The 25,866-nt window shown below is 67.9% G+C and carries 28 protein-coding genes and 1 tRNA gene; 14 read left to right on the plus strand and 15 right to left on the minus strand.

All coding sequences use genetic code 11. The features are described 5' to 3' along the window. Positions 1–4: 4 nt before the first annotated feature. Together MAE01_RS08170 and MAE01_RS08175 are read right to left on the minus strand one after the other, a co-directional pair. Positions 5–517: an FHA domain-containing protein FhaB/FipA gene (locus tag MAE01_RS08170; protein ID WP_147039068.1), complete on the minus strand. Its 513-nt coding sequence runs from the start codon at positions 515–517 to the stop codon at positions 5–7. Continuing rightward, complete coding sequence (locus MAE01_RS08175; protein WP_147039069.1) at positions 514–1,197, minus strand: FHA domain-containing protein; 684 nt, start codon at positions 1,195–1,197, stop codon at positions 514–516. The genes MAE01_RS08170 and MAE01_RS08175 overlap by 4 nt, the downstream gene beginning before the upstream one ends. Positions 1,198–1,442: 245 nt before the next feature. Here MAE01_RS08175 and MAE01_RS08180 point away from each other — a divergent pair. After that, positions 1,443–1,525: transfer RNA gene (locus MAE01_RS08180), tRNA-Leu, on the plus strand. 135 nt (positions 1,526–1,660) lie between these two features. Here the strand turns inward: MAE01_RS08180 and MAE01_RS08185 are convergent. Further along, positions 1,661–2,545, minus strand: coding sequence for an AraC family transcriptional regulator (locus tag MAE01_RS08185; RefSeq protein ID WP_229718116.1), 885 nt, complete (start codon positions 2,543–2,545; stop codon positions 1,661–1,663). A gap of 176 nt (positions 2,546–2,721) precedes the next feature. On the opposite strand from MAE01_RS08185, the gene rarD reads away from it, so the two are divergent. Beyond that, positions 2,722–3,636 carry an EamA family transporter RarD gene (rarD, locus tag MAE01_RS08190; RefSeq protein WP_267901851.1) on the plus strand — a complete coding sequence of 305 codons (915 nt, stop codon included), beginning with the start codon at positions 2,722–2,724 and terminating at the stop codon, positions 3,634–3,636. Between the two features lie 3 nt (positions 3,637–3,639). On the opposite strand, the gene MAE01_RS08195 is transcribed toward rarD, so the two are convergent. Next, positions 3,640–4,242, minus strand: coding sequence for a response regulator transcription factor (locus MAE01_RS08195; RefSeq protein ID WP_147039071.1), 603 nt, complete (start codon positions 4,240–4,242; stop codon positions 3,640–3,642). Beyond that, positions 4,239–5,465 (minus strand): sensor histidine kinase, encoded by a 1,227-nt coding sequence (locus MAE01_RS08200; protein WP_147039072.1) that lies wholly within the window; start codon positions 5,463–5,465, stop codon positions 4,239–4,241. Before MAE01_RS08200 ends, MAE01_RS08195 begins: the two co-directional genes overlap by 4 nt. Positions 5,466–5,577: 112 nt before the next feature. Between MAE01_RS08200 and MAE01_RS08205 the strand changes: the two genes are divergently transcribed. Continuing rightward, entirely contained in the window at positions 5,578–6,132 is a 555-nt protein-coding gene (locus tag MAE01_RS08205; protein WP_147039073.1) for a small multidrug efflux protein, read from the plus strand. On the opposite strand, the gene MAE01_RS08210 is transcribed toward MAE01_RS08205, so the two are convergent. Then, positions 6,094–7,185 (minus strand): carboxylate-amine ligase, encoded by a 1,092-nt coding sequence (locus tag MAE01_RS08210; RefSeq protein WP_147039074.1) that lies wholly within the window; start codon positions 7,183–7,185, stop codon positions 6,094–6,096. The genes MAE01_RS08205 and MAE01_RS08210 overlap by 39 nt on opposite strands. A gap of 33 nt (positions 7,186–7,218) precedes the next feature. Continuing rightward, positions 7,219–7,392, minus strand: coding sequence for a CsbD family protein (locus MAE01_RS08215; RefSeq protein ID WP_147039075.1), 174 nt, complete (start codon positions 7,390–7,392; stop codon positions 7,219–7,221). Between the two features lie 375 nt (positions 7,393–7,767). Between MAE01_RS08215 and MAE01_RS08220 the strand changes: the two genes are divergently transcribed. Further along, complete coding sequence (locus MAE01_RS08220) at positions 7,768–7,974, plus strand: cold-shock protein (RefSeq protein WP_147039076.1); 207 nt, start codon at positions 7,768–7,770, stop codon at positions 7,972–7,974. Between the two features lie 70 nt (positions 7,975–8,044). On the opposite strand, the gene MAE01_RS08225 is transcribed toward MAE01_RS08220, so the two are convergent. From MAE01_RS08225 to MAE01_RS08235, 3 genes are all read right to left on the minus strand, one after another. Continuing rightward, on the minus strand, positions 8,045–8,725 hold the full coding sequence (locus MAE01_RS08225) for an HAD hydrolase-like protein (RefSeq protein ID WP_147039077.1): 681 nt from the start codon (positions 8,723–8,725) through the stop codon (positions 8,045–8,047). 98 nt (positions 8,726–8,823) lie between these two features. Beyond that, on the minus strand, positions 8,824–9,519 hold the full coding sequence (gene nucS / locus MAE01_RS08230; RefSeq protein ID WP_147039078.1) for an endonuclease NucS: 696 nt from the start codon (positions 9,517–9,519) through the stop codon (positions 8,824–8,826). Positions 9,520–9,528: 9 nt separating this feature from the next. Further along, the gene (locus MAE01_RS08235; RefSeq protein WP_147039079.1) at positions 9,529–10,758 is read right to left on the minus strand and encodes an MFS transporter; all 1,230 of its coding nucleotides are present in this window, start codon (positions 10,756–10,758) and stop codon (positions 9,529–9,531) included. 58 nt (positions 10,759–10,816) lie between these two features. On the opposite strand from MAE01_RS08235, the gene MAE01_RS08240 reads away from it, so the two are divergent. The 8 genes from MAE01_RS08240 to MAE01_RS08275 all read left to right on the plus strand — a co-directional run bounded on the left by MAE01_RS08240 (position 10,817) and on the right by MAE01_RS08275 (position 19,384). After that, on the plus strand, positions 10,817–11,881 hold the full coding sequence (locus tag MAE01_RS08240) for a LacI family DNA-binding transcriptional regulator (protein WP_147039080.1): 1,065 nt from the start codon (positions 10,817–10,819) through the stop codon (positions 11,879–11,881). A 95-nt stretch (positions 11,882–11,976) separates the two neighbouring features. Beyond that, positions 11,977–14,922 (plus strand): Na+/H+ antiporter subunit A, encoded by a 2,946-nt coding sequence (locus MAE01_RS08245; protein WP_147039081.1) that lies wholly within the window; start codon positions 11,977–11,979, stop codon positions 14,920–14,922. After that, complete coding sequence (locus MAE01_RS08250) at positions 14,922–15,491, plus strand: Na(+)/H(+) antiporter subunit C (protein WP_147039082.1); 570 nt, start codon at positions 14,922–14,924, stop codon at positions 15,489–15,491. Before MAE01_RS08245 ends, MAE01_RS08250 begins: the two co-directional genes overlap by 1 nt. Beyond that, complete coding sequence (locus MAE01_RS08255) at positions 15,488–17,041, plus strand: Na+/H+ antiporter subunit D (RefSeq protein WP_147039083.1); 1,554 nt, start codon at positions 15,488–15,490, stop codon at positions 17,039–17,041. Before MAE01_RS08250 ends, MAE01_RS08255 begins: the two co-directional genes overlap by 4 nt. After that, a complete protein-coding gene (locus tag MAE01_RS08260) occupies positions 17,038–17,610 on the plus strand; it encodes a Na+/H+ antiporter subunit E (protein ID WP_229718117.1) in 573 nt (190 codons plus the stop codon). Before MAE01_RS08255 ends, MAE01_RS08260 begins: the two co-directional genes overlap by 4 nt. After that, positions 17,607–17,876 (plus strand): MrpF/PhaF family protein, encoded by a 270-nt coding sequence (locus tag MAE01_RS08265; RefSeq protein WP_147039084.1) that lies wholly within the window; start codon positions 17,607–17,609, stop codon positions 17,874–17,876. Before MAE01_RS08260 ends, MAE01_RS08265 begins: the two co-directional genes overlap by 4 nt. Then, entirely contained in the window at positions 17,873–18,262 is a 390-nt protein-coding gene (gene mnhG / locus MAE01_RS08270; RefSeq protein ID WP_147039085.1) for a monovalent cation/H(+) antiporter subunit G, read from the plus strand. Before MAE01_RS08265 ends, mnhG begins: the two co-directional genes overlap by 4 nt. 246 nt (positions 18,263–18,508) lie before the next feature. Then, entirely contained in the window at positions 18,509–19,384 is an 876-nt protein-coding gene (locus MAE01_RS08275; protein WP_147039086.1) for an endonuclease domain-containing protein, read from the plus strand. A gap of 94 nt (positions 19,385–19,478) precedes the next feature. Here the strand turns inward: MAE01_RS08275 and MAE01_RS08280 are convergent, their stop codons facing one another. Beyond that, positions 19,479–20,243 (minus strand): alpha/beta fold hydrolase, encoded by a 765-nt coding sequence (locus MAE01_RS08280; protein WP_229718118.1) that lies wholly within the window; start codon positions 20,241–20,243, stop codon positions 19,479–19,481. 92 nt (positions 20,244–20,335) lie between these two features. Between MAE01_RS08280 and MAE01_RS08285 the strand changes: the two genes are divergently transcribed. Further along, positions 20,336–21,706 (plus strand): MFS transporter, encoded by a 1,371-nt coding sequence (locus tag MAE01_RS08285; protein ID WP_229718119.1) that lies wholly within the window; start codon positions 20,336–20,338, stop codon positions 21,704–21,706. A 36-nt stretch (positions 21,707–21,742) separates the two neighbouring features. Here MAE01_RS08285 and ehuA read toward each other — a convergent pair whose 3' ends face one another. From ehuA to MAE01_RS08305, 4 genes are read right to left on the minus strand one after another with little or no spacing between them, the layout of a single operon-like run. Then, positions 21,743–22,525 carry an ectoine/hydroxyectoine ABC transporter ATP-binding protein EhuA gene (gene ehuA, locus MAE01_RS08290; RefSeq protein WP_307723752.1) on the minus strand — a complete coding sequence of 261 codons (783 nt, stop codon included), beginning with the start codon at positions 22,523–22,525 and terminating at the stop codon, positions 21,743–21,745. 16 nt (positions 22,526–22,541) lie between these two features. Continuing rightward, entirely contained in the window at positions 22,542–23,207 is a 666-nt protein-coding gene (ehuD, locus tag MAE01_RS08295) for an ectoine/hydroxyectoine ABC transporter permease subunit EhuD (protein ID WP_147039087.1), read from the minus strand. Beyond that, positions 23,204–23,938 (minus strand): ectoine/hydroxyectoine ABC transporter permease subunit EhuC, encoded by a 735-nt coding sequence (gene ehuC, locus MAE01_RS08300; protein WP_147039088.1) that lies wholly within the window; start codon positions 23,936–23,938, stop codon positions 23,204–23,206. Before ehuC ends, ehuD begins: the two co-directional genes overlap by 4 nt. A 19-nt stretch (positions 23,939–23,957) precedes the next feature. Beyond that, positions 23,958–24,851 (minus strand): transporter substrate-binding domain-containing protein, encoded by an 894-nt coding sequence (locus MAE01_RS08305; RefSeq protein ID WP_147039089.1) that lies wholly within the window; start codon positions 24,849–24,851, stop codon positions 23,958–23,960. A 252-nt stretch (positions 24,852–25,103) separates the two neighbouring features. On the opposite strand from MAE01_RS08305, the gene MAE01_RS08310 reads away from it, so the two are divergent. Next, the gene (locus tag MAE01_RS08310; protein WP_186806178.1) at positions 25,104–25,865 is read left to right on the plus strand and encodes a GntR family transcriptional regulator; all 762 of its coding nucleotides are present in this window, start codon (positions 25,104–25,106) and stop codon (positions 25,863–25,865) included. Position 25,866 lies beyond the last annotated feature (1 nt).

Raw genomic sequence — 25,866 nt, forward strand, 5'->3', positions numbered from 1 at the left:
GAGTTCAGGCCCGCAGCTCGAAGGTCGTGGCGCCGACCTTGACCGTGTCGCCGACGCTGATCGAGGCGGGGCTCGAGTTCAGGCGCTTGCCGGAGAGGAAGGTGCCGTTGGTCGAGTCGAGATCCTGGATGGTCCAGGTGTCGCCGCGCAGCAGGAGCCGCGCGTGGTGGCTGGAGGTGTAGTCGTCGCGGATGACGAGTCCGGACTCGCTGGAGCGCCCGATCGTCATCGGCTCGGTGCCCAGCGGCAGCTCGAGACCGGCCTTGGGGCCGGAGGTGATGACGAGCTTGGAGACGGTGGCGGTCGTGGCGGGGCTGCCGTTTCGGGCCGCCGCCCTGGGCTTGGTTGCCGGGGCAGGGGCCGCAGCGACCGGTGCACCGGTGGCTGCCTCGGCGGGGAGCTTTCGCACCTTCACGCCGAACAGGTCGGCGCGCAGCGAGTACACGACGCCGAACACGAAGAACCACAGCAGCACCAGGAAGCCGATGCGCAGCAGCAGGAGGACCAGTTCGCTCACCGGGCGGCCCCTTCGGCGGCGACCGCGACGACGCGGAAGACGAGGTCGGTGCGGCCGATCGTGATCGTGGTGTCGCTGGGCAGCGGCGCCTCGCGCACCTTCTGACCGTTGACCTTGGTGCCGTTGGTCGAGCCGAGGTCGCGCATCATGGCGCGCTCGCCATCCCAGAGGATCTCGACGTGCTTGCGGCTGGATCCGGCATCCGCGATCGTGATGTCGGCGTCGCTGCCACGGCCGATGACGGTGCGGGCGCGCGCGAGGGAATGGCGACGCCCGTCGACATCGATGACGGCCTGCCAGCTGACGCGGCCCTCGATCGTGCCGGAGTTGACGCGCACCGTGCCGGTGGCGACCTTCTCATCCGACTCGAGCGCGATAGAGACCGGGCCGGCGAAGCTGTAGCCCTGCGCCTTGGAGTGCTTGGTCAGCAGTGCGTGCAGCTCGTCGGTGAGCGCACCGCCGAGTGCGTGCATCCGGTCGTAGTCATCGGCGCTGAGGCGCACGACGAAGCTGTTCGGGACGATGATGCGGTCGCGGCTGACGACGGCGGCCTTGATGTCGGCCTCGCGGCGGAGCGCCGATGCGATCTCCACCGGCTGAATGCCGCTGCGGAAGGTCTTGGCGAAGGCGCCGTTTACGGCGCGCTCAAGACCCTTCTCAAAGCTGTCAAGTAGTCCCACTGGGCTCCTCTGGCATGGCGGCGGTAGCAACATCGTAGCCAGGTGTGCTGAATATGTGCCCCTTCGGGGGTCTCCGAGCACCCTCCTCCGGATGCTCGCAGGCGGTTCCTCCGGGTCGTTGAGCGAGCCGAAGGCGAGACGAAACGGGTTGAGCGAGCGCAGCGAGTCGAAGCCTCACCCCGATTCGAGCGCCCCCTTTTGCCGTGCTATCCTCGTGAAGTTGAGTTCTTCGGAACAAGACGCTCGCGCGAGTGGCGGAATGGTAGACGCGCTGGCTTCAGGTGCCAGTGTCCTTATGGACGTGGGGGTTCAAGTCCCCCCTCGCGCACAGCGAGCGAAATGGCCCCCGACCTGGGTTTTCCAGGATCGGGGGCCATTCGCATATCTGCCGCGAGACGAGGTTTGCCGCACGAGACAGGCGGCACCAGCACCCGTCTCATGCCGCAGACCTCGTCTCAGCGGATCATGCCCGCTCGATCGGCATCCAGAGCTCCGTCGTCGCGGTGCTGAAGTCCTCCGCGCGCTCGAGCACGGCCACGATCGATGGGCCGGGGCGAAGGCGCCACGGGGTCGACGGGAACCAGTCCGTCGCCGATGCGGCGTACGCCTCCTGGAGAGCCGCGGGGTAGGCACCGGAGGTGCGGAAGACGACCCAGTCGCCGGCGGGAACCTCGATCGCGTCGAGACCCTCGGGCGTCGCGGCCTGGGCATCCACCGCCACGCCGTGCAGGTAGGTGAGCTCGCTGCCCTCGGCGTAGTCGGGATCGACGTCGGCGCTGACCTGCAGCAGCCCCGCCGGCTCGGTGTTAGAAAGAGCCTTCAGGCGGGCATGCTCGGATGCCGGGATGCCGGCGACATGCGCCTGGATGTGCGGATTGACGCCCTCGTGGATGAGCGGCACGCGTGCGGCGAGCCCCACGAGTCGGAAGTCGGGTCGGTGGGTGATGCGGGTGTCCATGGAACTGTTCCCTTCGACGGTCAGGCGGAACCTGAGTTTCGGTTGCGATCGAAGGGGACCACCGTCAGCGCGCACTTCGGCCGGGCTCGCCCCGTGCACTGCGCGGAACGCCCGCCCGAAAGCCTCGGTCGAGCCGTAGCCGTAGCGCACGGCGATGTCCAGCATCCGCCCGTCGGTGGCGACGTCCGCGGCCGCCACGGTCATGCGTCGCCGCCGGATGTACTCCGACAGCGGCATCCCCGCCAGCGACGAGAACATCCGGCGCAGGTGGTACTCGGTCGTCCCGAACCCACCGGCAAGCGCTCCGACGTCGATGTCCTCTGACAGCTCCGCCTCGATGGCCTCGAGCAGCCGGTTGAGCTCTGCGATCACGACGATCTCCCTTCGCATTCCAGCCTGAAGCCCGGGCGCTGCCGCCGCCCGACAGTTGCGGTCCGATCCAGTCTGGTCGTGAAACGGGTGCTGCTGCACGAAACGGGTGGTGTCAGCGCCCGTCTCATGCTGCAAACCGCGTCTCGGCCACCCACGGCTAGATTTGGAGCGTCCCTCACACCCCGGAGCGCTCCATCTCACGTTCTGCCTTCCCCCAGACCGCCGGCCGCGGGGTCGCGGCATCCGTCCTGGCATCCGTCCTGTTCGGCGCGATCAGCCTGCTCGGCGGGCACCTCGACGGCTTCACGCCCGAGGAGACCACCTCCTGGCGGGCGCTGTTCCTCCTGATCGCCCTCGGTGCGGTGCATGCGGCCGCCGGCCCGCGCGACCGGCTGAAGACCGTCACGCGGCGCATCGCGCGCAGCCCCAAGCTGATCGTCATCGTGCTCGTGAACACCGCGATCATGTGGGTGCAGCTGTGGGTGTTCATGTGGGGCCCCGCCAACGGGCACGCCCAGGACATCGCGTTCGGCTACTTCCTGCTGCCGCTGGTGATGGTGCTCGTCGGGCGACTGTTCTTCCACGACCGGCTGCGCGTGCTGCAGTGGGCCGCCGTGGCAGCGGCCGGCGTCGGCGTGCTCGCCCAGGCCGTCATCGCCGGGGGAGTGAACTGGCCGGTGCTGATCATCGCCGGACTCTACCCGGTGTACTTCGCCCTCCGCCGCTGGGCGGGCATCGACTCGATGCAGGTGTTCTTCATCGAGATCGTGCTGCTCGTCATCCCGGCCATCGTGGTGATCGTGGTCCCGTACGCGACCGATCCTGGGCGCGGCATCCCTGCGACGTGGCCGTCGATGCTGATCATGGCGACCTTGAGCGCGGTGGCGATGGTCTGTTACATCCTCGCCTCGCGCCTGCTGCCGCTGTCGCTGTTCGGACTGCTGTCCTACCTCGAGCCCGTCCTGTTGCTGGGCGCCTCCCTGCTTCTGGACGAGATCCTCACGGTCGCCGACGCCTTCGTCTACATCCCGATCGTCATCGCGCTCGTGCTGCTCGGCCTCAGCGGCGGACGACGCAGGCGCGAGCACCTGGAAGAACCGCCGCTGTAGCGGTCAGATCCAGCCGCGCTCCTCGGCCATAAGCACCGCCTGCTGGCGGGTGGCGACGTGCAGCTTCGCCAGCACGGCCGAGATGTGATTGCGCACCGTCCCCGGCGCGAGCGACAGCGCCTTGGCGACCTGACCCGTCGTCTCACCGCGCCGACCGGCGCGCAGCACGTCCAGCTCACGGTCGGTCAGCGGACTGCGCTCATCGCTCAGCGCATCGGCCGCGACCTCGGGATCGACGTACCGCGCGCCTGCCGCGACACGACGGATCACCTCGGCCACCTCATCCGCATCGCGCGACTTCGGCAGGAACCCGGCGACTCCGGATGCCAGCGCTCGCCGCAGCACGCCGGGGCGGGCATGCCTCGTCACCACCACGCAGCGGGTGGCGACCGAACGGTTCAGCCGTTCGGCGACCTCGACGCCGTCGAGGCCGGGCATCTCCAGATCGAGCAGGCAGATGTCGGGCTGCAGCTTCTCCGCGAGGGCCACCGCCTGCAGTCCGTCCGCGCACTCGGCGACCACGTCGATGTCGTCTTCGAGACGCAGCAGCGCCGCGAGCGCCGACCGGATCATCGCCTCGTCGTCGGCGAGCAGCACGCGGATCATCGCCGCACATCCTTCCCTGGCGCACGGTCCGGAACGGTCACGACCACATGGAACTCCGTCTTGGTCCGTTCCACACGCACCTCACCGCCCGCCTCCGCCACGCGCCGGCTGATCCCATCGAGCCCGGAGCCGTCATCGCCGGACGCAGGGTCGGATGCCGCATCGTTCACGATCTCGTACCGCCAGGCCGCACCCTGCTCGCCGGACCCGCCCTGCCGCGTGAGCGACAGCCGGGCCCATCGTCCGCCGCCGTGCCGCAGCACGTTCGTGGTCGTCTCGCGGATCACCGGGCCCAGGACGGATGCCGGTGCCGCAGCCGCATCGGGGGAGACCTCGGCATCCGCCGACGTCCCCGCCGCCCGCAGCAGATCGACGGCGTTGGCGATCTCGTCGGGCAGCGGCACGCCGCGGAACCGCATCGCGAGGTCGCGGGTGCCCTGGCGAGCCTCGGTCACGCTCGTTCGTGCCAGGCGGAGCTGCTCGAGCGCGGCATCCGGATCCTTGTCGAGCAGCCGCTCCGCCAGCTCGAGCTGCAGAGCGATCACCTGCAGATGATGACCCTGCAGATCGTGCACGTCCGTCGCGACGCGCAGCCGCTCCTGCGTCGCACCCAGCCGCGCTTCGGCGACGCGAGCCCGATCGAGCGTGACCAGCACGTCCCACCACCACAGCGACATCACGGTCATGGCGGGAAGGCCCACACCGAAGACGCCGAACACGACCCACGCGCTGGAGATCTCGGCATCCGCATCGGGGAACGCCGTGCGCCAGTCGATGAACCAGAGCGCGGCGAGCAGCACCATCGCGGTGACGAGTAGCCGCAGGCGAACGCCCCGCGGCCAGTTCAGGAGCGCCAAAGACTGGATGAGCGGCACGGCGCCGACGAGCCAGAGACCGCTGACGACGCCGCTGACGATCCCGAAGACCACGGCGATCGCGAGCGGGATGAGCGTGCTGCGCCAGCCGGCGACCGGCCCCGCGGTGTCGTCGCGGTGCCGGTACTGCAGCAGAAGCGGGAGGCTCGCCGCGCACCAGACGAGCCCGCCGATTCCGACGGTCGCGAGGGTGACGGGATCGACGCTCATGCCGCCGAAGATGCTCAGCCAGATGAACACAACCATCACCTGGAAGACCATGACGCCGGAGACCGTGTACCACCAGGTCGCCGTGATGCCCCGGTTCAGGCGGCGCGCTCCGATCGCATCGGGCAGGACAGTGCTCATGCTCCCCAGCCTATGGGCGTGACAGATGTCACCCATCGGCCATGCAGAGTGCCCTGTGAGAGGTGACACAGGCTCACTTCCCGGGTGCCGCGCGACCGGCTGGACTGTAGTCATGAACCTCATCGAGACCTTCCAGAACCTCGTCGCCCAGGTGCCCGAGCTCGTGCAGCCGCTCATCGTCGCGCTCGCCGGTGCCGTCCCCTTCATCGAGGGCGAAGGAGCCGCGACCATCGGCATCCTCGGCGGCATCCCGCCCATCATCGCGGCCATCGCCGCCATCGTCGGCAACTTCCTCTGCGTCGCGCTTCTCGTGCTCGCCAGTTCCAGCGCGCGGGCGGCCGTCGTCAATCGCCGTCGCGCGAAGGCTGTGGTCGGCGCCGACGGGCGAGGTATTCCGGATGCCGAGTCCCACGGTGGCCTCGTCGAAGACGGGAGCGCACGCAAGGCCGCACGCAAGCAGAAGTTCCAGAGCGCCCTGGACCGCTACGGGGTCCCCGGTGTCAGCCTGCTCGGCCCGCTGCTGCTGCCGACCCAGTTCACCGCGACCATGCTCGCCGCGATCGGCGTCGGCAAGGCCCGGATTCTCATCTGGCAGGCGGTCGCGATCGTCGGCTGGACGACGGCGCTCTCACTGCTGGCGAGCGGCATCGTGCACTTCGCCGTCTGACGCGAACCGGTGCAGCGCGCGGAGGGCCTCTATCCCGCTCTCCGCGTATGCGGCGCGCTGACGCTGCGCACCGGTGCCCGTCTGCAGCACCCGAGCGAGTGCATCCTCCACGAAGGCGAGATCTCCGCTGGCCTTCAGGGCGGGGGCGATCGTCTCCACCAGCAGGCCGACGGCATCTCGCGCCGCGACCAGCTCTCCGTTCGACGGGTGGACGAGTGTGGCCTCCATTCCGTGGCGGGCGGCAGACCAGAGGGATGCCTGAATGTCGTCTCCGGTGCGGACCGGGTCGTCGGCTCCGACGGCGGTCTCCACCAGGGCTCTGCCCAGAGCGGCGACCAGCAGGGCATCATCCGTGCTGAGCTGGGCGTCGAAGAGACGCAGCTCGACCGTCGGGTACTGTGCCGACAAGCGGGCCGCCCAGCACACCGAGCCGACGTCGGGGATGACGTGCTGGGCGATGAGGCGGTCCACCTCGGTGCGGTAGTGATGCATGTCGCGGAACTGCGGCGGGCAGCCCGAGAGCGGGAGCCGCCGCATGATCACCGTCCGCCAACTGTCGTGACCGGTGTCGTGTCCGTCGGCGAAGGGGGAGTTGCCCGAGACGGCCAGCAACGTCGGCATCCAGGGCCGCACGGCGTTGAGGGCGCGCACGCGATCCTCTTCGTCGGGCACTTCGACGTGCAGATGAAGCGCGTCGACGTGGTGGCTGTCGACAATGTGTCCGAGCCAGTCGGCCACGGTGTCGTAGCGCTCGGACTCGACGACCGATGCCTCGGGTCCGACGCCGAACGGCGTGCCCGAGCCGATCGCGACCGCGCCATGGTCACGCGCGAACGATGCGAGCTCCCGACGGAACGCCGTCAACTCCTCACGAGCTGCGGCGAGCGTGCCGACGGGAGAGGTGGAGAATTCGACCTGAGAGGTCAGGAACTCCTTCTTGACCTCGCCCGCGCCGCTGGGCAGCACCGCGCGTGCGGCGCTGCCCAGCGGAACGGGAACGAGTGTGTCCTCATCGAGGAGCTGGAACTCCTCTTCGATTCCGAAACGCGCCATGATGATCGTCTCGGACGAGGGAGAGGATCGACGTCACTTGTCGAAGGCGTCCTTGACGTCGTCTCCGGCCTTCTTGAAGTCGGCCTTGGCCTGGTCGACCTTGCCCTCAGCCTCGAGCTTCTCGTTGTCTGTGGCCTTGCCGGCGGCTTCCTTCATGTGGCCGGCCATGTCCTCAGCGGTGTGCTTCGCCTTGTCTCCAATGCCCATGATCCATTCCTTTCGTCGCGGATCAGAAGATCCGAACAATACGGATCAAGCGATCCGTGCAATACGGTCGCACGGCGGTGCGGATCGTGCGAAGGGGTTGACTAAGAACGCAGCCCGCGGTTAAGAGACACGCCGACGAGAAAATGTCCCCCAAATGGGGGACAAAGGCTTCCGAATCGGGATAGGGTGTCTCTGACGCACCCTCCGGTCGTCTTTGGCCCTCATCGCTCCCCCCGCGGTGAGGGCCGCTTACGTTCTGCGGCCTCTTGCAACATTTGGGTTACCTTCTGGTCACAGCTATTCCGCTCAGACCCTGCGCAGATAATGTGGGCATCGTCGGGGCACCCCGGCGACATTCCAGCAGAACGGCAGTACATGAGCACCCAAGGCACGGTCAAGTGGTTCAACTCGGAGAAGGGCTTCGGCTTCATCTCCCCCGATGACGGCGGCGCCGACGTCTTCGCGCACTACTCCGCCATCGAATCAAGCGGCTACCGCTCCCTCGACGAGAACCAGCGCGTCGAGTTCGAAGTGGCGCAGGGCCCAAAGGGCCTGCAGGCCGAGAACATCCGCCCTCTCTGAGGCAGATACACACACGCACTCCCCGCTCGAGAGCACGTCACCCGCGTGCCTCGACGGGGAGTGCTGTGCGTTAAGCGGCCTGCTCGACCAGGAGCAGTGACCGCAGTGCGTCGGCGTCCGCCGCGCGGAACGCGGCAGGCTCAGCTTCGGACGCGTCGCCGAAGCCCCACTCCGAGAAGATGACCGGGATGCCGAACGCGGCGGCCCCTTCGATGTCGTGGTGGCGGTCGCCGATCAGCACCGGCCTCGAGGTGTCGACGCCCGCGGCTTCCAGACGCTCGAGCGCCCAGCCGATGACGTCCTGCTTGCTGTCGCTGCGACCGATCGCCCCGCTGCGTGCGCCGGAGATCGCCGTGAACAGCCCGAGAAGGTCGTTGTGCTCGAGAATGGCGCGCACCTGATTCTCGGGCTTCGTGCTCGCCGTCGCCTGCGGGATGCCGGCCGCGGCCACAGCGCGGATCACGTCGGGGACGCCGGGATAGATGTCGACGGATGCCGCATACCCGTCGCGTGCGGCGAGAGCGCGGTAGCGGGTGAGGGCCTCGGACGCCTGCTCGGGGCTGAGCCCCGCGAGAGTCTGGAACGACTCGTACATGGGCGGGCCCACCCAGCGCGACAGCTCGGACGCGTCGGGAGCTGCGAGCTCGAACGAGGCGAAGACCTCGAGCAGCCGCGGGAAGATGCCCGGCGTCGCATCGGCGATCGTGCCGTCGACGTCCCAGAGCACGCAGGTATAGGGGGAGTGGGGCATGGTTCCAGCCTAGGTTGCGGCGGGTGCCGGGCGCTTCGACAGGTTCAGCGACCGGTCTTGGGATCAGCGACCCGTCTTGGGTTCAGCGACCGGTGGGCTCAGAACAATCGCGGCACTCCGGACTCGATGCCCTTCATGTCGTCGTAGTCGAGCACGAGGCAGCGGATGCCGCGATCCTCGGCGAGCACGCGCGCCTGCGGCTTGATCTCCTGGGCGGCGAAGATCCCCGTGATCGGGGCGAGGTGGGGGTCGCGGCCCAGCAGTTCGAGGTAGCGGGTGAGCTGCTCGACGCCGTCGATGTCGCCGCGGCGCTTGACCTCGATCGCGATGGCAGCGCCCGCGGCATCCCGAACCATCAAGTCCACCGGGCCGATCGCCGTCGGGTACTCGCGGCGCACGAGCGTCGTGCCCTCGCCGATCAGCTCCACCTGCTCGGCCAGCAGCCGCTGCAGATCGGCCTCGACGCCGTCCTTCTGCAGGCCGGGGTCGATGCCGAGCTCATGCGCGGAGTCGTGCAGCACCTCGTAGATCTGCACCCGCAGCGCGTCGCCGGTCTTCTTGTGCGTCACGCGCCACACGTCGATGACGCCGGCGGTCGACTCTTCCTCGCCGGGCTCCTCGGTGGTGAGGCTGCACGGCGGGCTCATCCAGTTCAGCGGCTTGTAGCTGCCGCCGTCGGAGTGCACGAGCAGGCTGCCGTCGCCCTTGTGCACGAGCAGACGCGTGGCGAGGGGCAGGTGGGCGTTGAGCCGTCCCGTGTAATCGACGGAGCAGCGGGCGATGACGAGGCGCACCCGACGAGCCTACTTCGTCGTGAGCGCGGTGCTCTCCTTCACCAGGGGCTTGGCGGCACCGGAGGCGAGGCCGGATGCCACGACCAGACCGACCAGGATGTACAGGGTGTTCAGCAGGCCGATGTGCTCGCTGATCACGCCGAGGACCGGGGGCCCGCCGAGGAAGGCGATGTACCCGATGGTCGCGGCCGCGCTTACGCGAGCCGCAGCCTTGGCCGGGTCGTCCGCAGCCGCCGACATGCCGAGCGGGAAGCCGAGCGAGGCGCCGATGCCCCACAGCGCGGCGCCGACGAACACGAGCGGAAGCGACGGCGCGAGGATGAACAGCAGGATGCCGCCGGCAGCAGCCACCGACAGGACGCGCAGCACGAGCACGCGTCCGAACCGGTCCACGAGCGGGCCGCCGAAGATGCGCACCGCCGTCATGCACACCGAGAACACGGTCAGCGCGGCTGCGCCCATCGCGGTGCCACCGCCGTGATCCTCTGCGGTCCCGAGCGCGAGCCAGTCGTTCGCGCCACCCTCGGCGAACGACATCCCGAGCATGACGACGCCGAGCGCGTAGGTGCGCGGCTCGCGCCAGGCCGTCAGCGCGACGTGCATCCGCTTGCGCCAGTGCGGCTTCTCGCCGGGCTCGTGCGGATCGAGCACGGCATCGCGGTTCGGTACGTTCGCGATGCACACGAACGAGGCGATGAAGATCGCCGTCCCCACGCCCGACGCGTGCACGACCACCGAGGTGTGGGTCTGGGCAGCGGCCCAGCCGAGCCCTGCACCGATCACGGTGCCGAAGCTGAAGAACGCGTGGAACAGCGGCAGGATCGTCTTGCCCGCCTCCTGCTCGATGGCGGTGGCCTCGACGTTCATCATGACGTCGAGTGCGCCGTTGCCCAGGCCGAAGAGCACGAGCCCGACCACCACGACCGGGAACGAGGCGAGCACCGTGGTGCCGACGCCGATCAGCACGAGCCCTGTGGCGACCATGATCATCGTCACGAGCATCCCGCGCCGCGCACCCGTGCGCGCCATCACCGCGGGTCCGGTCGAGATGCCGATGATCGAGGCGATTCCCATGCCGAGCAGCAGCAGCCCGATCTGCGCGTTGTCGATGTCGAGAGCGGTCTTGATGTCGGGCACGCGCGACGCCCAGGTCGCGATCGAGACGCCGCTGGCGAGGAAGATCGCGAAGATCGCGTTGCGCCAGCGGACGTACTGGGCGCGGGTGAGCGTTGAATCCATGCGCAGAGCCTATCGAATCGATTCGATCAGCGAAACTCGGTGCGGCTATCCTCGGACTATGGCCGCTTCATCCGCACCGCGCAGGGCGACGCTCTCCGACGTCGCCCGCGAAGCCGGAGTGTCGACGTCGACGGCCTCGGTCGTCTTCAGCGGCAAGACGAAGGTCTCGGATGCCACGCGGGACCGGGTGCTCGAAGCGGCTGCCGCACTCGGCTACTCCGGGCCCGATCCGATGGCCGCGTCCCTCCGCCGGGGCCGCAGCGGCATCGTCGCGGTCGTGCTGGAGGGCCAGCTGCGCGCCGCGTTCCTCGACCCGGTGACGATCCCGATGATGGACGGACTCACCGACGGCATCGCTTCGCTCGGCGCCGGCGTCCTGCTGCTGCGCGACGACCCGGCGGACGACGAGGTCTCCGCGCTCACGACCGCTCCTGTCGACGCCGCCGTGCTGATCGGATGCTCCGTCCGCACACGTGAATCCCTCGACGTGCTCCGCAGCCGGGGCCTGCCGGTCGTCGTGATCGAGGGGGACGCGGGGGAGGGCGTCCCGCGCATCACTCTCGACAACCGCGAGGCGGCCGCCGAAGTGGCCAGGCACGTGCAGCTGCTCGGGCACACCGAGGTCGTGGCCGTGACCCTCGCGACGGACAGCCGGCGTGAGCGCGGGTTGATCTCCGCAGACCGGCTCGCCAGCGCGACGGTCGACGTCACGATCGATCGGCTCGCCGGGATCCGCGACGTCTACCCCGAGTCGCCGGCGGTCTCGGCTGCTGCCAGCTCGATCGACGAGGGCGTGATCGCCGGACGCGCGCTGCTGGGCGATCCGGCATCCAGGCCCACCGCGGTGCTCGCGCAGAGCGACCTGCTCGCGGCGGGCGTGATCCGTGCCGCAGAGGAGCTCGGCCTGCGCGTGCCGGAGGATCTCAGCGTCGCCGGGTTCGACGGCATCCGCGTCGACGGCATCGGCGAGCACGTGCTGACCACGATGGTGCAGCCGGCGATGGAGAAGGGCCGCGCCGCGGGGGAGCAGGTGGCGCGCATGCTGCGCGGCGAGCCGGCGGCGTCCCTGCATTTCACCTGCCGATTCCGCGCCGGGACGACCACGGCAGCGCCTGCGGCGTGACGATTCTGGACCTCAGCACGATCACCGGCGGGTAAACTGGGACAAACCCTGCCCGCCTGCGCCTTCGTGGCCGACGAGCCATTGAGGAGCCGCCGATGATCGTGCTCCTTGCTGTGTTCCTCATCGGGGCCCTGATTCTCCCCGTTCTGGTTCGCTGGCTCGGAGCCCAGGCGTTCGCGATCGCCGCACTCATTCCCGCAGCGGCATTCGTCCACGCGCTCATGATGACGCCGCAGGTCCTGGCAGCGGATCCGTCTCCGTTCGAGACCGTCTCGTGGATCCCGCAGCTGGGACTCAACCTCTCCATGCACATGGACGTGCTCGGCTGGGTGCTCACCCTCATCGTGACCGGCGTCGGCGCGCTCGTGCTGCTGTACTGCCGCTGGTACTTCTTCGACGACACCACCGAACTCGGCCAGTTCGCCGGTGTCCTGCTCGGCTTCGCCGGCGCCATGTACGGCCTGGTGCTCACAGACGACATCATCATGCTCGTGATGTTCTGGGAAGTCACCAGCATCCTGTCCTACCTGCTCATCGGGCACTACCGGCGCCGAGCGGCCAGCCGACGCGCTGCCCTGCAGGCGCTGCTGGTGACCACGCTCGGCGGCCTGGTCATGTTCGTCGGCGTCGTCCTGCTGGCGGTGGATGCCGGAACGACGAGCATCATCGAGATCATCGACCTCGGGCCGACCGGTCCGATGGTGAATGCCGCGATCGTCGCGCTTCTGGTCGGCGCGATCAGCAAGTCCGCGATCTTCCCGTTCCACTTCTGGCTGCCCGGCGCCATGGCCGCACCCACCCCGGTGAGCGCGTACTTGCACGCGGCGGCGATGGTCAAGGCCGGCATCTACCTGATCGCGCGGTTCGCGCCGGTGTTCGCGCTGTCCGAGCCGTGGCGCCCCATCATCATCTCGCTCGGGGTGTTCACGATGCTGCTCGGCGGCATCCAGGCACTGCGCGAGACCGACCTCAAGCGCGTGCTCGCCTTCGGCACGGTGAGCCAGCTCGGTTTCTTCACCGTCATGGTCGGCTACGGCACCCAGGCGACCGCGCTGGCGGGGCTCGCGCTGGTGATCGCGCACGCGCTGTTCAAGTCGGCGCTGTTCCTCATCGTCGGCATCATCGACCGACAGCTCTCCACCCGAGACATCACCGAGCTGTCCGGCGTCGGCCGACAGGCACCCGTCATGGCGACAGCGGCATTCATCTCGGTGGCCTCCATGGCCGGCCTCCCGCCGATGATCGGGTTCGTGGCGAAGGAGTCCGCCCTCACCGGGCTGCTGGACGACGCGATCGGCGGATCCGTGTGGGGTCTGGTCGCCCTTATCGGCATCGCGCTGGGATCCATGCTCACCGCGGCATATGGCGTCCGCTTCCTATGGGGAGCGTTCTGGCGCAGGCGCGACAAGAGCGGCGAGCGGGTGCCGGACACCGCGTGGCCCGACCCGCCGGTGGGCTTCCTGTCGGCGCCCATCATCCTTGCCGGAGTCACGGTCGCCGCGGGCATCGGCGCGCCCGCGCTCGACACCGCGCTGCAGGGCTATGCCCTCACCGCGATACCGGGGCTCGATGCGGAGGGAATCGCGACGGAGGGTCCAGGACACCTCGCGCTCTGGCACGGATTCGAGCCGGCGCTCGGCATCTCCGCCCTCTCGCTGCTGCTCGGCTTCGGGCTGTTCCTGCTGACCCGCCGCACCGGCTGGGACGCCAGGCCGCGACTGCTGCCGTTCACCGCCGCCGACGTCTACGCCCTCGTGATGCGCGGCGTCGACCGGCTCTCGGTCATCACCACCACGCTCACCCAGCGCGGTTCGCTGCCGGTGTACGTCGGCACGATCTTCATCGTCGTGGTGGCGGCCGAGGTCACCGCCCTGCTCGCCAGCGACGTGGACCAGATAAACCTGTCGGCCTGGCACACCCCCACCCAGATCGCGGTCGCCCCGATCATGGCCGTCGCGGCGGTCTTCGCCGTGCAGGCGCGCAAGCGCTACACCGGCGTCGTGCTGGTCTCTGTCACCGGCCTCGGCATGGTCGCCCTGTTCGCGACGAGCGGTGCGCCCGATCTCGCCCTCACGCAGATCCTCGTGGAGACGGTGACTCTGGTGACGTTCGCGCTGGTGCTGCGGCGTCTGCCGTCGCGCATGGGCGAGCACAACGCCTCGGTCTCCCGCATCCCGCGCGCACTCCTCGCGGTCGGCGTGGGCCTGACCATGGCCTTCGTCGTGATCATCGCCACGCAGTCCCGGATCGCCGCCCCGATCTCGATCTCGTTCCCCGAGCTCGCATATGAGATCGGGCACGGGCAGAACGTGGTCAACGTCGCACTGGTGGACCTCCGCGGCTGGGACACCATGGGTGAGCTGTCCGTTCTCGTCCTCGCTGCCACGGGCGTAGCCTCTCTCGTGTTCGTCACCCATCGCTCGGACATGCTCGGACAGCGCCCAGCGCTCCCCAAGCGCGTCCGCCGCAAGGCGCGGATCATGCCGCTGGTTGAGACGACCGAGGGCGTACGATTCCAGACCGCCGACAATCGGAGCAGCCCTCGTGCCTGGCTGATCGGCGGCCAGCAGATGAATCCCGAGAACCGCTCGATCCTGCTCGAGGTGATCGTCCGCATCCTGTTCCACACGATCATCGTCGTGTCGATCTATCTGCTGTTCGCCGGGCATAATCAGCCAGGCGGTGGATTCGCCGGGGGGCTCGTCGCGGGCATGGCGCTCGTGATGCGCTACATCGCCGGCGGGCGCTGGGAGCTCGGGGCCGCCGCTCCGACCGATGCCGGCCGCCTGCTGGGGTCCGGTCTCATCCTCGCCGTCGGCACAGCGGTGGTGCCACTGTTCTTCGACCTCGCGCCGCTGACGAGCACCTTCTGGGAGTGGGAGATCCCCGGGATCGGGCACATGGAGTTCGTCACCTCCACGATCTTCGACATCGGCGTCTACCTCGTGGTGATCGGTCTCGTGCTGGATGTGCTGCGCAGCCTCGGTGCCGAGGTCGACCGTCAGACCCAGCAGACCCGCACGCGGGGGGTGGGCATCTGATGGACGTCTCCCTCACGCTGATCATCGTGATGGCGGTGCTGTTCGCCGCCGGGGTGTATGCGATGCTCGAACGCAGTCTCACGCGCGTGCTCATCGGGTTCATGCTGCTGGGCAACGCCACGAACCTGCTCCTGCTGATCGTCATGGGCGTGCCGGGAAACGCGCCCTTCTTCGGATTCAGTGATGTCAGCGATCCGCTCCCGCAGGCGCTGACGCTCACCGCGATCGTCATCACCTTCGCCGTGACGGCATTCCTCCTTGCGCTCATCTACCGTTCGTGGCAACTGGGCCAGGCCGACACGGTGGAGGACGACGAGGCCGACATCGCGCTGCGCGCGCGCACGGACGCCGACGAAGACGTCATGGACGACGAAGACGAGACCGGCGGCGACGACGCCACGACCGACTTCGTCGACGTGCGCACGGCTCCGATCACGGTCCTCCAGATGCGTGATCACCCGTCGATCCACGACGATGCTCCGGTGGATCGTGCGTGGTCACCGGACGCCTCGACAGGCTCAGCGTCCGGCTCCACGACATCAGACGACGAAGAGGAGGATCGCCCGTGAGCGCTCTCGTTCCTCTTCTCGTCGCGATTCCCCTGCTCGGCGCGGCCATCGCGCTCATGTTCGGGCGAAGCCCGAGGTTGCAGGTCTTCGTGACGGTGGCGAGCCTCACGGCGGTGGCGATCATCGCCGCAGTGATGCTGATCGCCGTGGACCAGGGGGCGCCGCTGGCCGTCTCGGTCGGCGGATGGCCCGTGCCGTTCGGCATCGTTCTCTACGTCGACCGGCTCGCCGCGCTGCTCGTGATGATCTCGAGCATCGTGCTCGTCGCCGTCCTGCTGTTCTCGATCGGCCAGGGGGCAGCCGATGGAGCTGATGAGACACCGATCTCGATCTTCAACCCGTCATACCTCATCCTGGCGGCGGGGATCTTCAACGCGTTCATCGCGGGCGACCTGTTCAACCTGTACGTCGGATTCGAGATCCTGCTGGTCGCCTCGTACGTGCTGATCACGCTCGGCAGCACCGAGTCCCGCATCCGCACCGGCGCGGTGTACATCGTGGTCTCGCTGGTCTCGTCGATCCTCTTCCTCGCGGCGATCGCCATGGTCTACGGCGCGCTCGGCACGGTGAACATGGCGCAGATCGCCGAGCGGATGAGTGAGCTCCCGCAGGACACCCAGCTCGTGCTGCACCTCATGCTCGTCGTCGCCTTCGGCATCAAGGCCGCGATCTTCCCCGTCTCGTTCTGGCTGCCGGACTCGTACCCGACCGCGCCGGCGCCGGTCACTGCTGTGTTCGCCGGCCTGCTGACCAAGGTCGGCGTGTACGCGCTGATCCGCACCGAGACCCAGCTCTTCGCCAGCAACGACATCAACCTGCTGCTGCTGATCGTCGCGCTCGCGACCATGATCGTCGGAGTGCTCGGCGCGGTGGCGCAGGCGGAACTCAAACGCATCCTGTCGTTCACCCTGGTCAGTCACGTCGGCTACATGATCTTCGGCCTCGCGATAGCGACGCCCGCGGCGATCGGCGCGACGGTGTACTACATCGTCCACCACATCATCGTGCAGACGACTCTCTTCCTCGCCGTCGGACTGATCGAGCGTCGCGCGGGGAGCACGTCGATCCTGCGCGTGAAGGGACTCCTGAAAGCGGCACCTCTCCTTGCCGTGCTGTACTTCGTCCCCGCGATCAACCTCGGCGGCCTGCCGCCGTTCTCGGGATTCATCGGCAAGTTCGCGCTCTTCGAGGCCGCGGCATCGGTCGGCACGCCGGTCATGATCGTACTGATCTTCGGCGGCATCCTCACTTCCCTCCTCACGCTGTACGCGCTCATGCGGGCGTGGAACCTCGCCTTCTGGCGCGAGGAGGAGGACTCCACAGAGACCGAGGTCCGCACGGCCTACCTCGGCAATGCGCCCGCCGCAGACGAGCAGCAGGAGCGTCGCCGCATCCCGCGGATCATGATCGTCGCCACCGGTGGGATGGTCGGGGTGACCGTCCTGCTGACGGTGTTCGCCGGGCCTCTGTACGCGCTGTGCGCCAGCATCGGCGACTCGTTGCTGCAGCCGGTCAACCTCGTCCAGCTCGAGGAGGAGGTCGACCCGTGAGTCCTGACTCCCGCCGCGGCCTGATGCGCGACATCGCTCTGCAGGTGCCGTTCCTCGCCTGGCTCATCGTGCTGTGGATGCTGGTGTGGAACCAGTTCACGGTGCTCGCGCTCGTCACGGGCCTGGTCGTCGCGATCTTCGTCACCCGTGTGTTCCGACTGCCGACGGTCGAGCTTTCCGGCCGGATCAACCTCTGGTACGGCGCGCTGTTCGTGACGCAGTTCCTCTGGGCGGTCCTTCGTGGTGCACTGGCGGTGACCGTTCAGGTCTTCGACTTCCGGCATCAGCCGGGAGCGGCGATCATCGGAGTGCCTCTGAGATACGCCGACGACCTCATCATGACGCACGTCTCGATCACTTCGTCGCTGATCCCGGGGTCGCTGGTCGTGGAGGCCGATCGGGATCGCGGCATCCTGTATCTCCACATCATCGGGGTTCGCAATCTCGACGACGTCGAGCAGCAGCGGCAGGCCGTGCTGCGGTGGGAGCGGCGGATCATCCGAGCGCTCGGCAGCCCGGCGCAGTATCGTGCGCTCAAGGCGGACGAACGGGCGGGAGGCGAGCGATGAACTGGTTGATGCTGGCGATCGTCGTCGTGTTCAGCGTCGCGGCGATACTGACCGTGGTCCGCATCATCCGCGGTCCGTCGATCCTCGACCGCGCCGTGGCGTCCGACGTGCTGCTCACCGAGATCATGTGCGTGCTCGGAGCGGAGATGGCGATCAACGGGCACACCCGCAGCATCCCCGTGCTGCTGATCATCGCCGCGGTCGGGGTGTTCGGATCCATCTCCGTCGCGCGGTATGTCGCAAGGAGGGACAACACGACATCATGAACGTGCTCGGATTCGAGATCCCGAATGCCGTCATCGACGTGGCGGTGCTCGTGCTGATCCTCCTCGGCGCGGTGCTGTGCCTTTCCGCCGCGGTCGGGCTGCTTCACTTCCGTGCCGTACCGTCGCGGCTGCACGCTGCGACCAAGCCTCAGGTGCTCGGGGTCGTCCTGATCTGCCTGGCCGTCGCGCTGTCTCAGCGTTCAGTCGGCGGAATCCTGCTGGGTCTCGCACTGGTGGCGCCGATCGTACTGATGCAGTTCGCGACTGCGCCGCTGTCGGCTCACATCGTCGGCCGTCAGGCGTACCGCAACGGCACGCCAGAGGAGCGGACGCTCGTGATCGACGAGCTCGCCGAGTCGAAGCAGACCCCGCCCGCCGCCGGCTGACGCCGTCCGCCGCATCGACTCCCGCAACCCGCCGTCCGCTCCCGTTGTCCCGCACAACTCCGGAGAAACGGGCCAAACGGAGTCGCAGGTTGCCGAGTTGTCGCGAATCCAGCCGAAACCTCCTGAGTTGTGCGGGCGAACCGGGCGCGCCCACTCGTTCTGCACCGCAGCCCGGAGCCACCGGTTACCCACAGATCTCGGGTTCTGGGCGTTTGCGCGACTCCCGGACCCGCGACGATTCGGAGGATGAACAAGAAGACGACAGCTGAGCGAGTTGCGCGGACCTATGCCCCGACGGTGTTCTCCCGTGGCGATCTGCTTCGAGACGGTGCAACGGGAGGCGACATCACTCGCGCGGTGCGAGCCGGCGCACTCTTGCGGCTGCGCCGAGACCACTACGCGTACCCCGACGTGGACCCGGAGGTTGCCGAAGCGGTGCGGATAGGGGGAAGAGTGGCGTGCCTGACGCTGCTGCAGATGCTCGGCGTCTTCGTGCTGAAGTCGTCCGGGCTGCACATGCACCTCGCGCCCCGTATGTCGCGCCTTCGGGACCGCCAGTCGACATCGACAGTGATGCACTGGTCGCGGTGGACACTGGCGGGCGGCCACCGACACGTCGTATCGATCAGGGATGCCGCCCGGCAGTCGATCCTCTGCCAGGAACCACGAGCGGCGATCGCGACCCTCGACAGCATCCTTCATCTGCGACTCGCCACACGGACGCAGTTGGAGGAGCTCTTCGGAAGCCTCCCGATCCGACTGCGCACCCTGTTGGATCTAGTCGACCAGTCAGCCGAGTCCGGGCCGGAGACGTTCATGCGATTGATTCTCCGTACGCTCGGCGTTCGTTTCGCGACGCGGGTATCGATCCCGGGTGTCGGGCGAGTGGACTTCGTCGTTGACGGCTGGCTCATCATCGAATGCGACAGCAAGGAATTCCACGAAGGGTGGGAGAAGCAAACGGAGGATCGCCGAAGAGATATTGCAGCCGCCCGCCTCGGCTACACCACCGTTCGTCCGCTTGCGTCGGACATTCTGTTCGACTCCGCGGTCGTCCGGGAGCAGATCGCGGAAATCATTGACACCTGTGGTCGGCGGATGCGTCGTGCTCGCGCCGCATAACTCAGGAGAATCCGCGGCCCGCGGCCGGAACGAAGCCCCAGATGCAGGGAAACCGAGCAGATCTCCTGAGCTGTGCGGCGCAGCCGCCACCGCGTCAGAGATTGTCGACGAGCTCGTCTATCAGGGCGACGACGGGCACTGCGTCGAAGATCATCGTCTCGTGGCGGAAACCGTGGATCTCGGCGTACGCGCCGTGCTCCATGGTGGCGGTGAGCCGCCGAGCCCACTGCTCGGGCACGACCTCATCGTCCGAGCCGCGGACGACGAGCGCGGGGACGTGGATGCGAGGGCCGAGATCCTCCGGACGATGATCGAGCATGGCTCGGATCTTGCCGAAGACGTGGGGGCCGCCGCGGACGTACTCGCGCAGCCCGCGCCAGATCACCACCGAGCGTTCGCGGAGGACGTCCCGCAGCATCCGCCACGCCTGCTGAGGCAGCGTGCGGGCGCTCGCGTCGACAGTGGGACCGGCGAGCACGAGGGCGCCGACCCGGTCCGGTGCTCGCACCGCCATCTCCATCGCGACCTGGCATCCCATCGAGTGGCCGATGATCACGGCATCCCGGATGTCGTGGGCGCCGAGGAAGGCGGCGACCAGATCGGCGTGCGCCGGCATGCTGAGCAGTGCCTCTGGCTCGGGGGCCTCGCCGAAGCCGGCCAGGTCGATGCCGATGACACGTCCGCTCAGGCGCGACGCGAGATCGACGAAGACGCTGCGCCCCATGCCGATCCCGTGCAGCAGGACGTACGTGCGCTCGCCCTCGCCGAACGATTCGGCGACGAGCGACGCGCTCCCATGGCGGAAGCTCACCACGGATGCCGCCGCGCCATCGGGGGCGAGGAGACGAGACGGCGGCACAATCCGAGCGTAGCCGAGCTGCCGCTCGCCGCCGCGAGCAGCACAGCTCAGCAGTCGACGAACCAGCGGTCAAAGATATGCGAGGATGACGTGTGCTTTCTGAAGACTCCGCCGCCGATGAGAGTCAGATCGAGAAGGCACGATCAGCAGACGCACTCACCCGTCTACGCGTGTGGGTCCGAACCAGCATGGCGGATCCGGTCCTGCGGACACTCGTCACCGCAACCGCCGTGTCACGCATCGGCCGCGGCGTGTTCTTCGCGATCACCGTTCTCTTCTTCACGCAGATCATCGGACTCAGCGGCACCCAGGCCGCTGTCGTCCTCGCCGCCGCGAGCGGTTTCGGGGTGGCTGCGTCGTTCCTCGGCGGCTGGCTGGCCGATCGCTGGAGCGCGCGACGGCTGACATTCGCGTTCGAAGCGCTCGGAGGCCTGTTCCTGATCGGCTACGCCTTCGTCGGCGACTTCGTCAGCGCGCTGGTCATCGCGTGCGCGGGGAACTTCTTCGACACCATCGGTCATTCCGCGCGCTCCGCGATCATCGCCCGCGGCTTCTCCCCCGACAAGCGGGTACACGCGAGGGCCGTGCTGCGCACCGTCACCAACCTCTCCATCGCGCTCGGCGCAGGCATCGCGGCGGTGGCGCTGGCGAGCGGGACCGCATGGGCGTATCGGGCGGTCATCGTCGTGGCCGGCGCTCTGGGCGTGCTCGGAGCGCTCGCGCTGCTGCGACTGCCGGCACGAGTCGACGCGCCCGCCCGCGCGATCGTCGAACCTGTGCGCACGGAGACGGGATCGATCGACACCTCGGCGAACAAGGCTGCCGCGCGGGCGTCACGTCGCGACTGGAATCGGCGTTCGCCATGGCGCGACCCGCGCTACCTGCTGCTGTCCCTGCTCTCGGCGATCTTCGGCATGCAGTTCGGCGTCGCGGAGGTCGGGATGCCGTTGTGGATCACCACCGCCACGAACGCGCCGGAGGTAATGGTCGCGATCCTGCTGATCGTGAACACCACGCTGGTGGTGATCTTCCAGGTGCCGATGTCGCGCGGCACCCACGACATCCGCACCGCCGGCCGAGTCACGATGCTCGCCGGCTGGCTGATGGCCGCCGCATGCATCGTCTATGCGCTCTCCGCAGGGCTGCCCGCGTGGTTCGCGATCGTGGTGCTCGTCATCGCGGCCGTCGGCCACACGTTCGCCGAAGTCCTCTCGCAGGCCGGGGCGTGGGGGCTCAGCTTCGAGTTGGCGGATCCTGAACGCGCCGGCGCATACCAGGGCGTCTTCGGCATGGGCTTCTCCATCTCGGCGCTCGCGGCACCGATCCTGGTCAACGCGACCGCCATCGAACTCGGGTTCGCGGGCTGGGCCATCCTCGCCGTCATCTTCCTCGGATCGGCGCTGGGCATCGCCGCGATCGCGCATCGCGCGACGACCGCCGTGGAGCCGCGCATCGCCGACTGAGCGGCGGCGCGACCTCACGCCCGGCCGGGACTCGCGTCAGAGCACAGCCGAGAGGAAGTCCCTGGTGCGCTGCTCCTGCGGGTCGCTGAAGATCTGCTCGGGGGTGCCCTCCTCGACGATGCGGCCGCTGTCGAACATCAGCACCCGGTTCGACACGTCTCGCGCGAACTGCATCTCGTGCGTCACGATCAGCATCGTCACATCCGTGTCCCGGGCGATGTCGCGCAGGATGTTCAGCACCTCGCCGACCACCTCGGGGTCGAGGGCGCTGGTGACCTCATCGAGCAGCAGGATCTCGGGCTCCATAGCGAGCGCTCGCGCGATCGCCACACGCTGCTGCTGTCCGCCGGAGAGCTGAGTGGGGTGCGCGTTCTCCTTGTCGGGCAGCCCGACCTTCTCGAGCAGGGCGCGGCCGCGCTCGATGGCATCCTTCTTCGAGAGCCCCAGCACGTGCACCGGCGCCTCGATGATGTTCTCGATCACCGTCATGTTGGGGAACAGGTTGAACTGCTGGAACACCATCCCGATGCGCTTGCGCATCTCGTTCTTGTGCTTCTCCTTCAGCTCGACCCGCTTGCCGTCCTTCTCATAGTGAGTGAGAGGCTTGCCGTCGATGAGGATGTATCCCTCGTTCGCCTCCTCCAGCGTCATGACGAGCCGAAGGATGGTGGTCTTGCCGGAGCCGCTGGGCCCGATGAGGGTCACCCGGTCGCCCTTGCGCACGGTGAAGTCGAGGTCGTGCAGCACGACGTGGTCGCCGAAGCGCTTCTCGACCTTGTTGAAGAGGATCGCCGGCAGCTCGCCGTCATCGAGGGTGATCGCACCCGTGTGGGTGTCAAGCGGTGGTGTATTCAAGACGTTTCTCCAATCGCCTGGCCAGCAGCGAGCTCAGCAGGCTCGCGACCAGGTAGATGAGGCCGGCGATGATGATCGCCTCGACGAAGCGGAAGTTCTTGCTGCCGTACAGCTGCGCCTGGCGCACCATCTCGACGACCGTGATGACCATCAGGAACGGGGTGTCCTTGAACATCGAGATCACGTAGTTGGCCAGCGCCGGGAGCGTCGAACGCAGCGCCTGAGGGATGATGACGGCGGTCCAGGTGCGCCCCGGTGACATCGAGAGCGCGGTCGTCGCCTCCCACTGGCCGGGCGGCACCGCGTCGATGCCGGCGCGGTAGACCTCGGCCATGTAGGTGGCGTAGTGGATGCCGATGATGATGGTGCCGAGGATGAGCGGGGACACCGTCGTGAAGACGTAGTACGCGAAGAGCAGCTGCACCACCAGCGGGGTCATCCGGATGAAGTTCATCACGAGCGTGATCACCGCGCTCACCGGCCGCGGCGTGGTGCGGCGACCGAGGGCGATGACCAGGCCCAGCACGGCGGCGATGATGCTGCCGATGATCGTCACGACGAGCGTGACGGTGAGGAACTTCTCGAGGATCTCCGGGAAGGCCGCCGCGGCGTGGTCCCAGCTCCAGAAACTGTTGTCGTCGTTCATCCGAACTGGCCCGCCCCCTTGGCGTCTGGAATCGGCGTCGAGGTGATGGTGTCGCGCCACTTCCCGCCCTGTCCGAGACGGTGCTTGGCGCGGGTCTCAAGGGCGTTCATGCCCAGCGTGAGCAGGTAGGCGATCGCGAAGTAGATCAGCAGTCCCAGCCCGTAGGCGAAGAAGACGTCGGTCTGCACCCGGAGGCGGTTCAGCTCGGCGGTGAGGTCGACGATCGTGATCAGGTAGACGACCGCCGTTCCCTTCAGCAGCTGGATCAGCAGGTTGTTCAGCGAGGGCAGCATCAGCGCCCACGCCTGCGGGAAGATCACGCGCCACATGCGCTGCGTGCGCGACATGCTCAGCGCCGTCGTCGCCTCCCACTGGCCGGCATCGACGGAGTTGATCGACCCGCGCACGATCTCGGCGCCGTAGGCCCCGTAGTTCAGCCCGAGCGCCAGGATGCCGGTGAAGACGGCGGGCAGCTCGATGTTGAACGGCGGCAGCGGCAGTACGAAGAAGAAGAAGAACAGCTGGACCAGCAGCGACGTCCCGCGGAACAGCTCGATGACGATGCGCGCGAACCCGCGCGGGATGATGTTGTCGAATCGTGCCAGCAGGCCCAACCCGATGGCGACGACGATCGCCAGGAGAGCGCCGCCCACGGTCAGCTGCAGGGTGATGAACACCCCTTCAAGCAGATAGGGCAGCGCACTCCCGAGCGCTTCGAGATTCTCAGTCACGTCAGTGCGGGATCAGGCCTCAGCCGAGCTCGCCCGAGCAGAGCTGCTCGGTGGTGAGATCTGCCGGGGGCAGGTTCTCGGCGGTGAAGCCGAACTCTTCGACCAGGCCGAGGTAGGTGCTCTCATCGGCGGTGATCTTAGCGAGCTCCTCGTTGTAAGCCTCGAGCAGCTCGGTGTCGTCCTGGCGGAACACCGTGGCGCCCGCGCCGATCTGCTCGACGCCGTCGATCTCCTGCACGAACGCGTCCGTGGTCTCGACGTCGTCCATGTTCTCGGTCATCCAATTCATCGAGACCGCGGTGAGCGCGAACGCGTCGGCACGGCCGGCCTGCACGACCTCGATGCCGGCGGTCGCGCTGTCGACCTGAATGACGTTGGAGATGCCGAGGTCGGAGGCGTATCCCTCTTCGATCGCACCTGACTGCACGGCGAGCGTCACGTCTCCGCCGCCTGCGGCGATCGAGTCGAGGTCGCTCAGGTTCTTCGGGTTGCCGGTGGGGACGACCAGGGCGGTCGTGTACATGATCTCGGGGTCGCTGAACGCAGCCTCTGCGCAGCGATCGGGGAGGATCGACATGCCGGCGCTGACGACATCCCAGCGTCCGGCGTTGAGGCCGGGGATGAGGGAGTTCCAGTCGACCTCTTCGATCTCGAGGTTGTCGATGCCGAGGTTGCTGAAGATCTCCTTGTGCATGGCGATCGTGGCGCCGGTGGCCTCGCCGTCCTCGACCCAGGAGTAGGGCTGCTCGGAGGCGACCGCGAGGGTGATGGTGCCCTCTTCCTGTGCCTTCTCAAGCGTGTTCATGCCTTCGGTGTCCCCGCCGCCGCCCGATGCGCACCCGGCCAGAAGGCCGAGGGTCAGGGTGCCGATCGCCGCCGTGGCGATGCCGATCCGTGTCGTTCTCTTCGTCATGATGTCCTCGCGTTCCGTATCGGGTTGCGTTCGCGGGCGCGCCGCAGGCGGCCGTTGACCGTGCCCCAGACTAAGGAATATGTCAGGATATGTACAGTCAGACGCGCAGATTGTCGACACGTATACAAAAACGTGATCTTGAGGCAGACTGAATCGCCGAGTCGACTTCGCATCCGGACGCGGAGCATCGACAATGAGATGTCCGCTGTTTCGCGCACGACATGACGGCGGCTACGGGCTGAAGGGATGCACATGGCCTCACACACTCCGCGCTCGGTGACCCCGATCTCGATGGTTCGCGTGGCGCGCCCGTCGACCGTCGACCTGATCACCGCCGAGCTGCGCAAGGCCATCTTCACCGGAGCCCTGCCGGTGGGCAGTCCGATCGGCGAGGTCGAGATGTCCTCGCAGCTCGGCGTCAGCCGGAGCCCGCTGCGGGAGTCCACGCAGCGCCTCGTGCAGGAGGGTCTGCTCACGGCATCCCCCGGCCGGGGAATGCGGGTCAGCGTCATCGGACCCGAGCACGTGGCCGACGTCTACGACGCCCGACTCGCGATCGAGGCGCAGGCGGCGCGACTGATCATCAAGACCGGTGCCTCGGCGGTCATCGGCTCGATCGAGCGCGCCTACGCGACGCTGGTCGAGGCCAGCAAGGGCGAGGATGCCGTCGCCATCGGTGACGCCGACATCGAGTTCCACCGGCTGCTCGTCGACTCCGCAGGCAGCCGCCGCCTGAGCCACTACATGTCGACGCTCGTGATCGAGACGCGCATCGCCAGCTTCAGCGATCCGAACGGCTACACGGTGCGACGTTCCATCTCGGAGACGTACCGTCAGCTGCTCGACGCGCTCGCCGCAGGCGACACGTCAGCGGCGTTCGCGGCACTCGAGCAGCAGTTCGCCGAGGCCGTCGCACGGCTGACCGGCGAGGACGAGGACGTCGATACGGTCGAGCGCCCCGTCACCGAGGCGATCCCGACCATGACGCCGATCGAGTTCACCGACGAGGTCTGAC

This window comes from Microbacterium aerolatum (assembly GCF_007988825.1).
GTDB classification, from domain to species: domain Bacteria; phylum Actinomycetota; class Actinomycetes; order Actinomycetales; family Microbacteriaceae; genus Microbacterium; species Microbacterium aerolatum.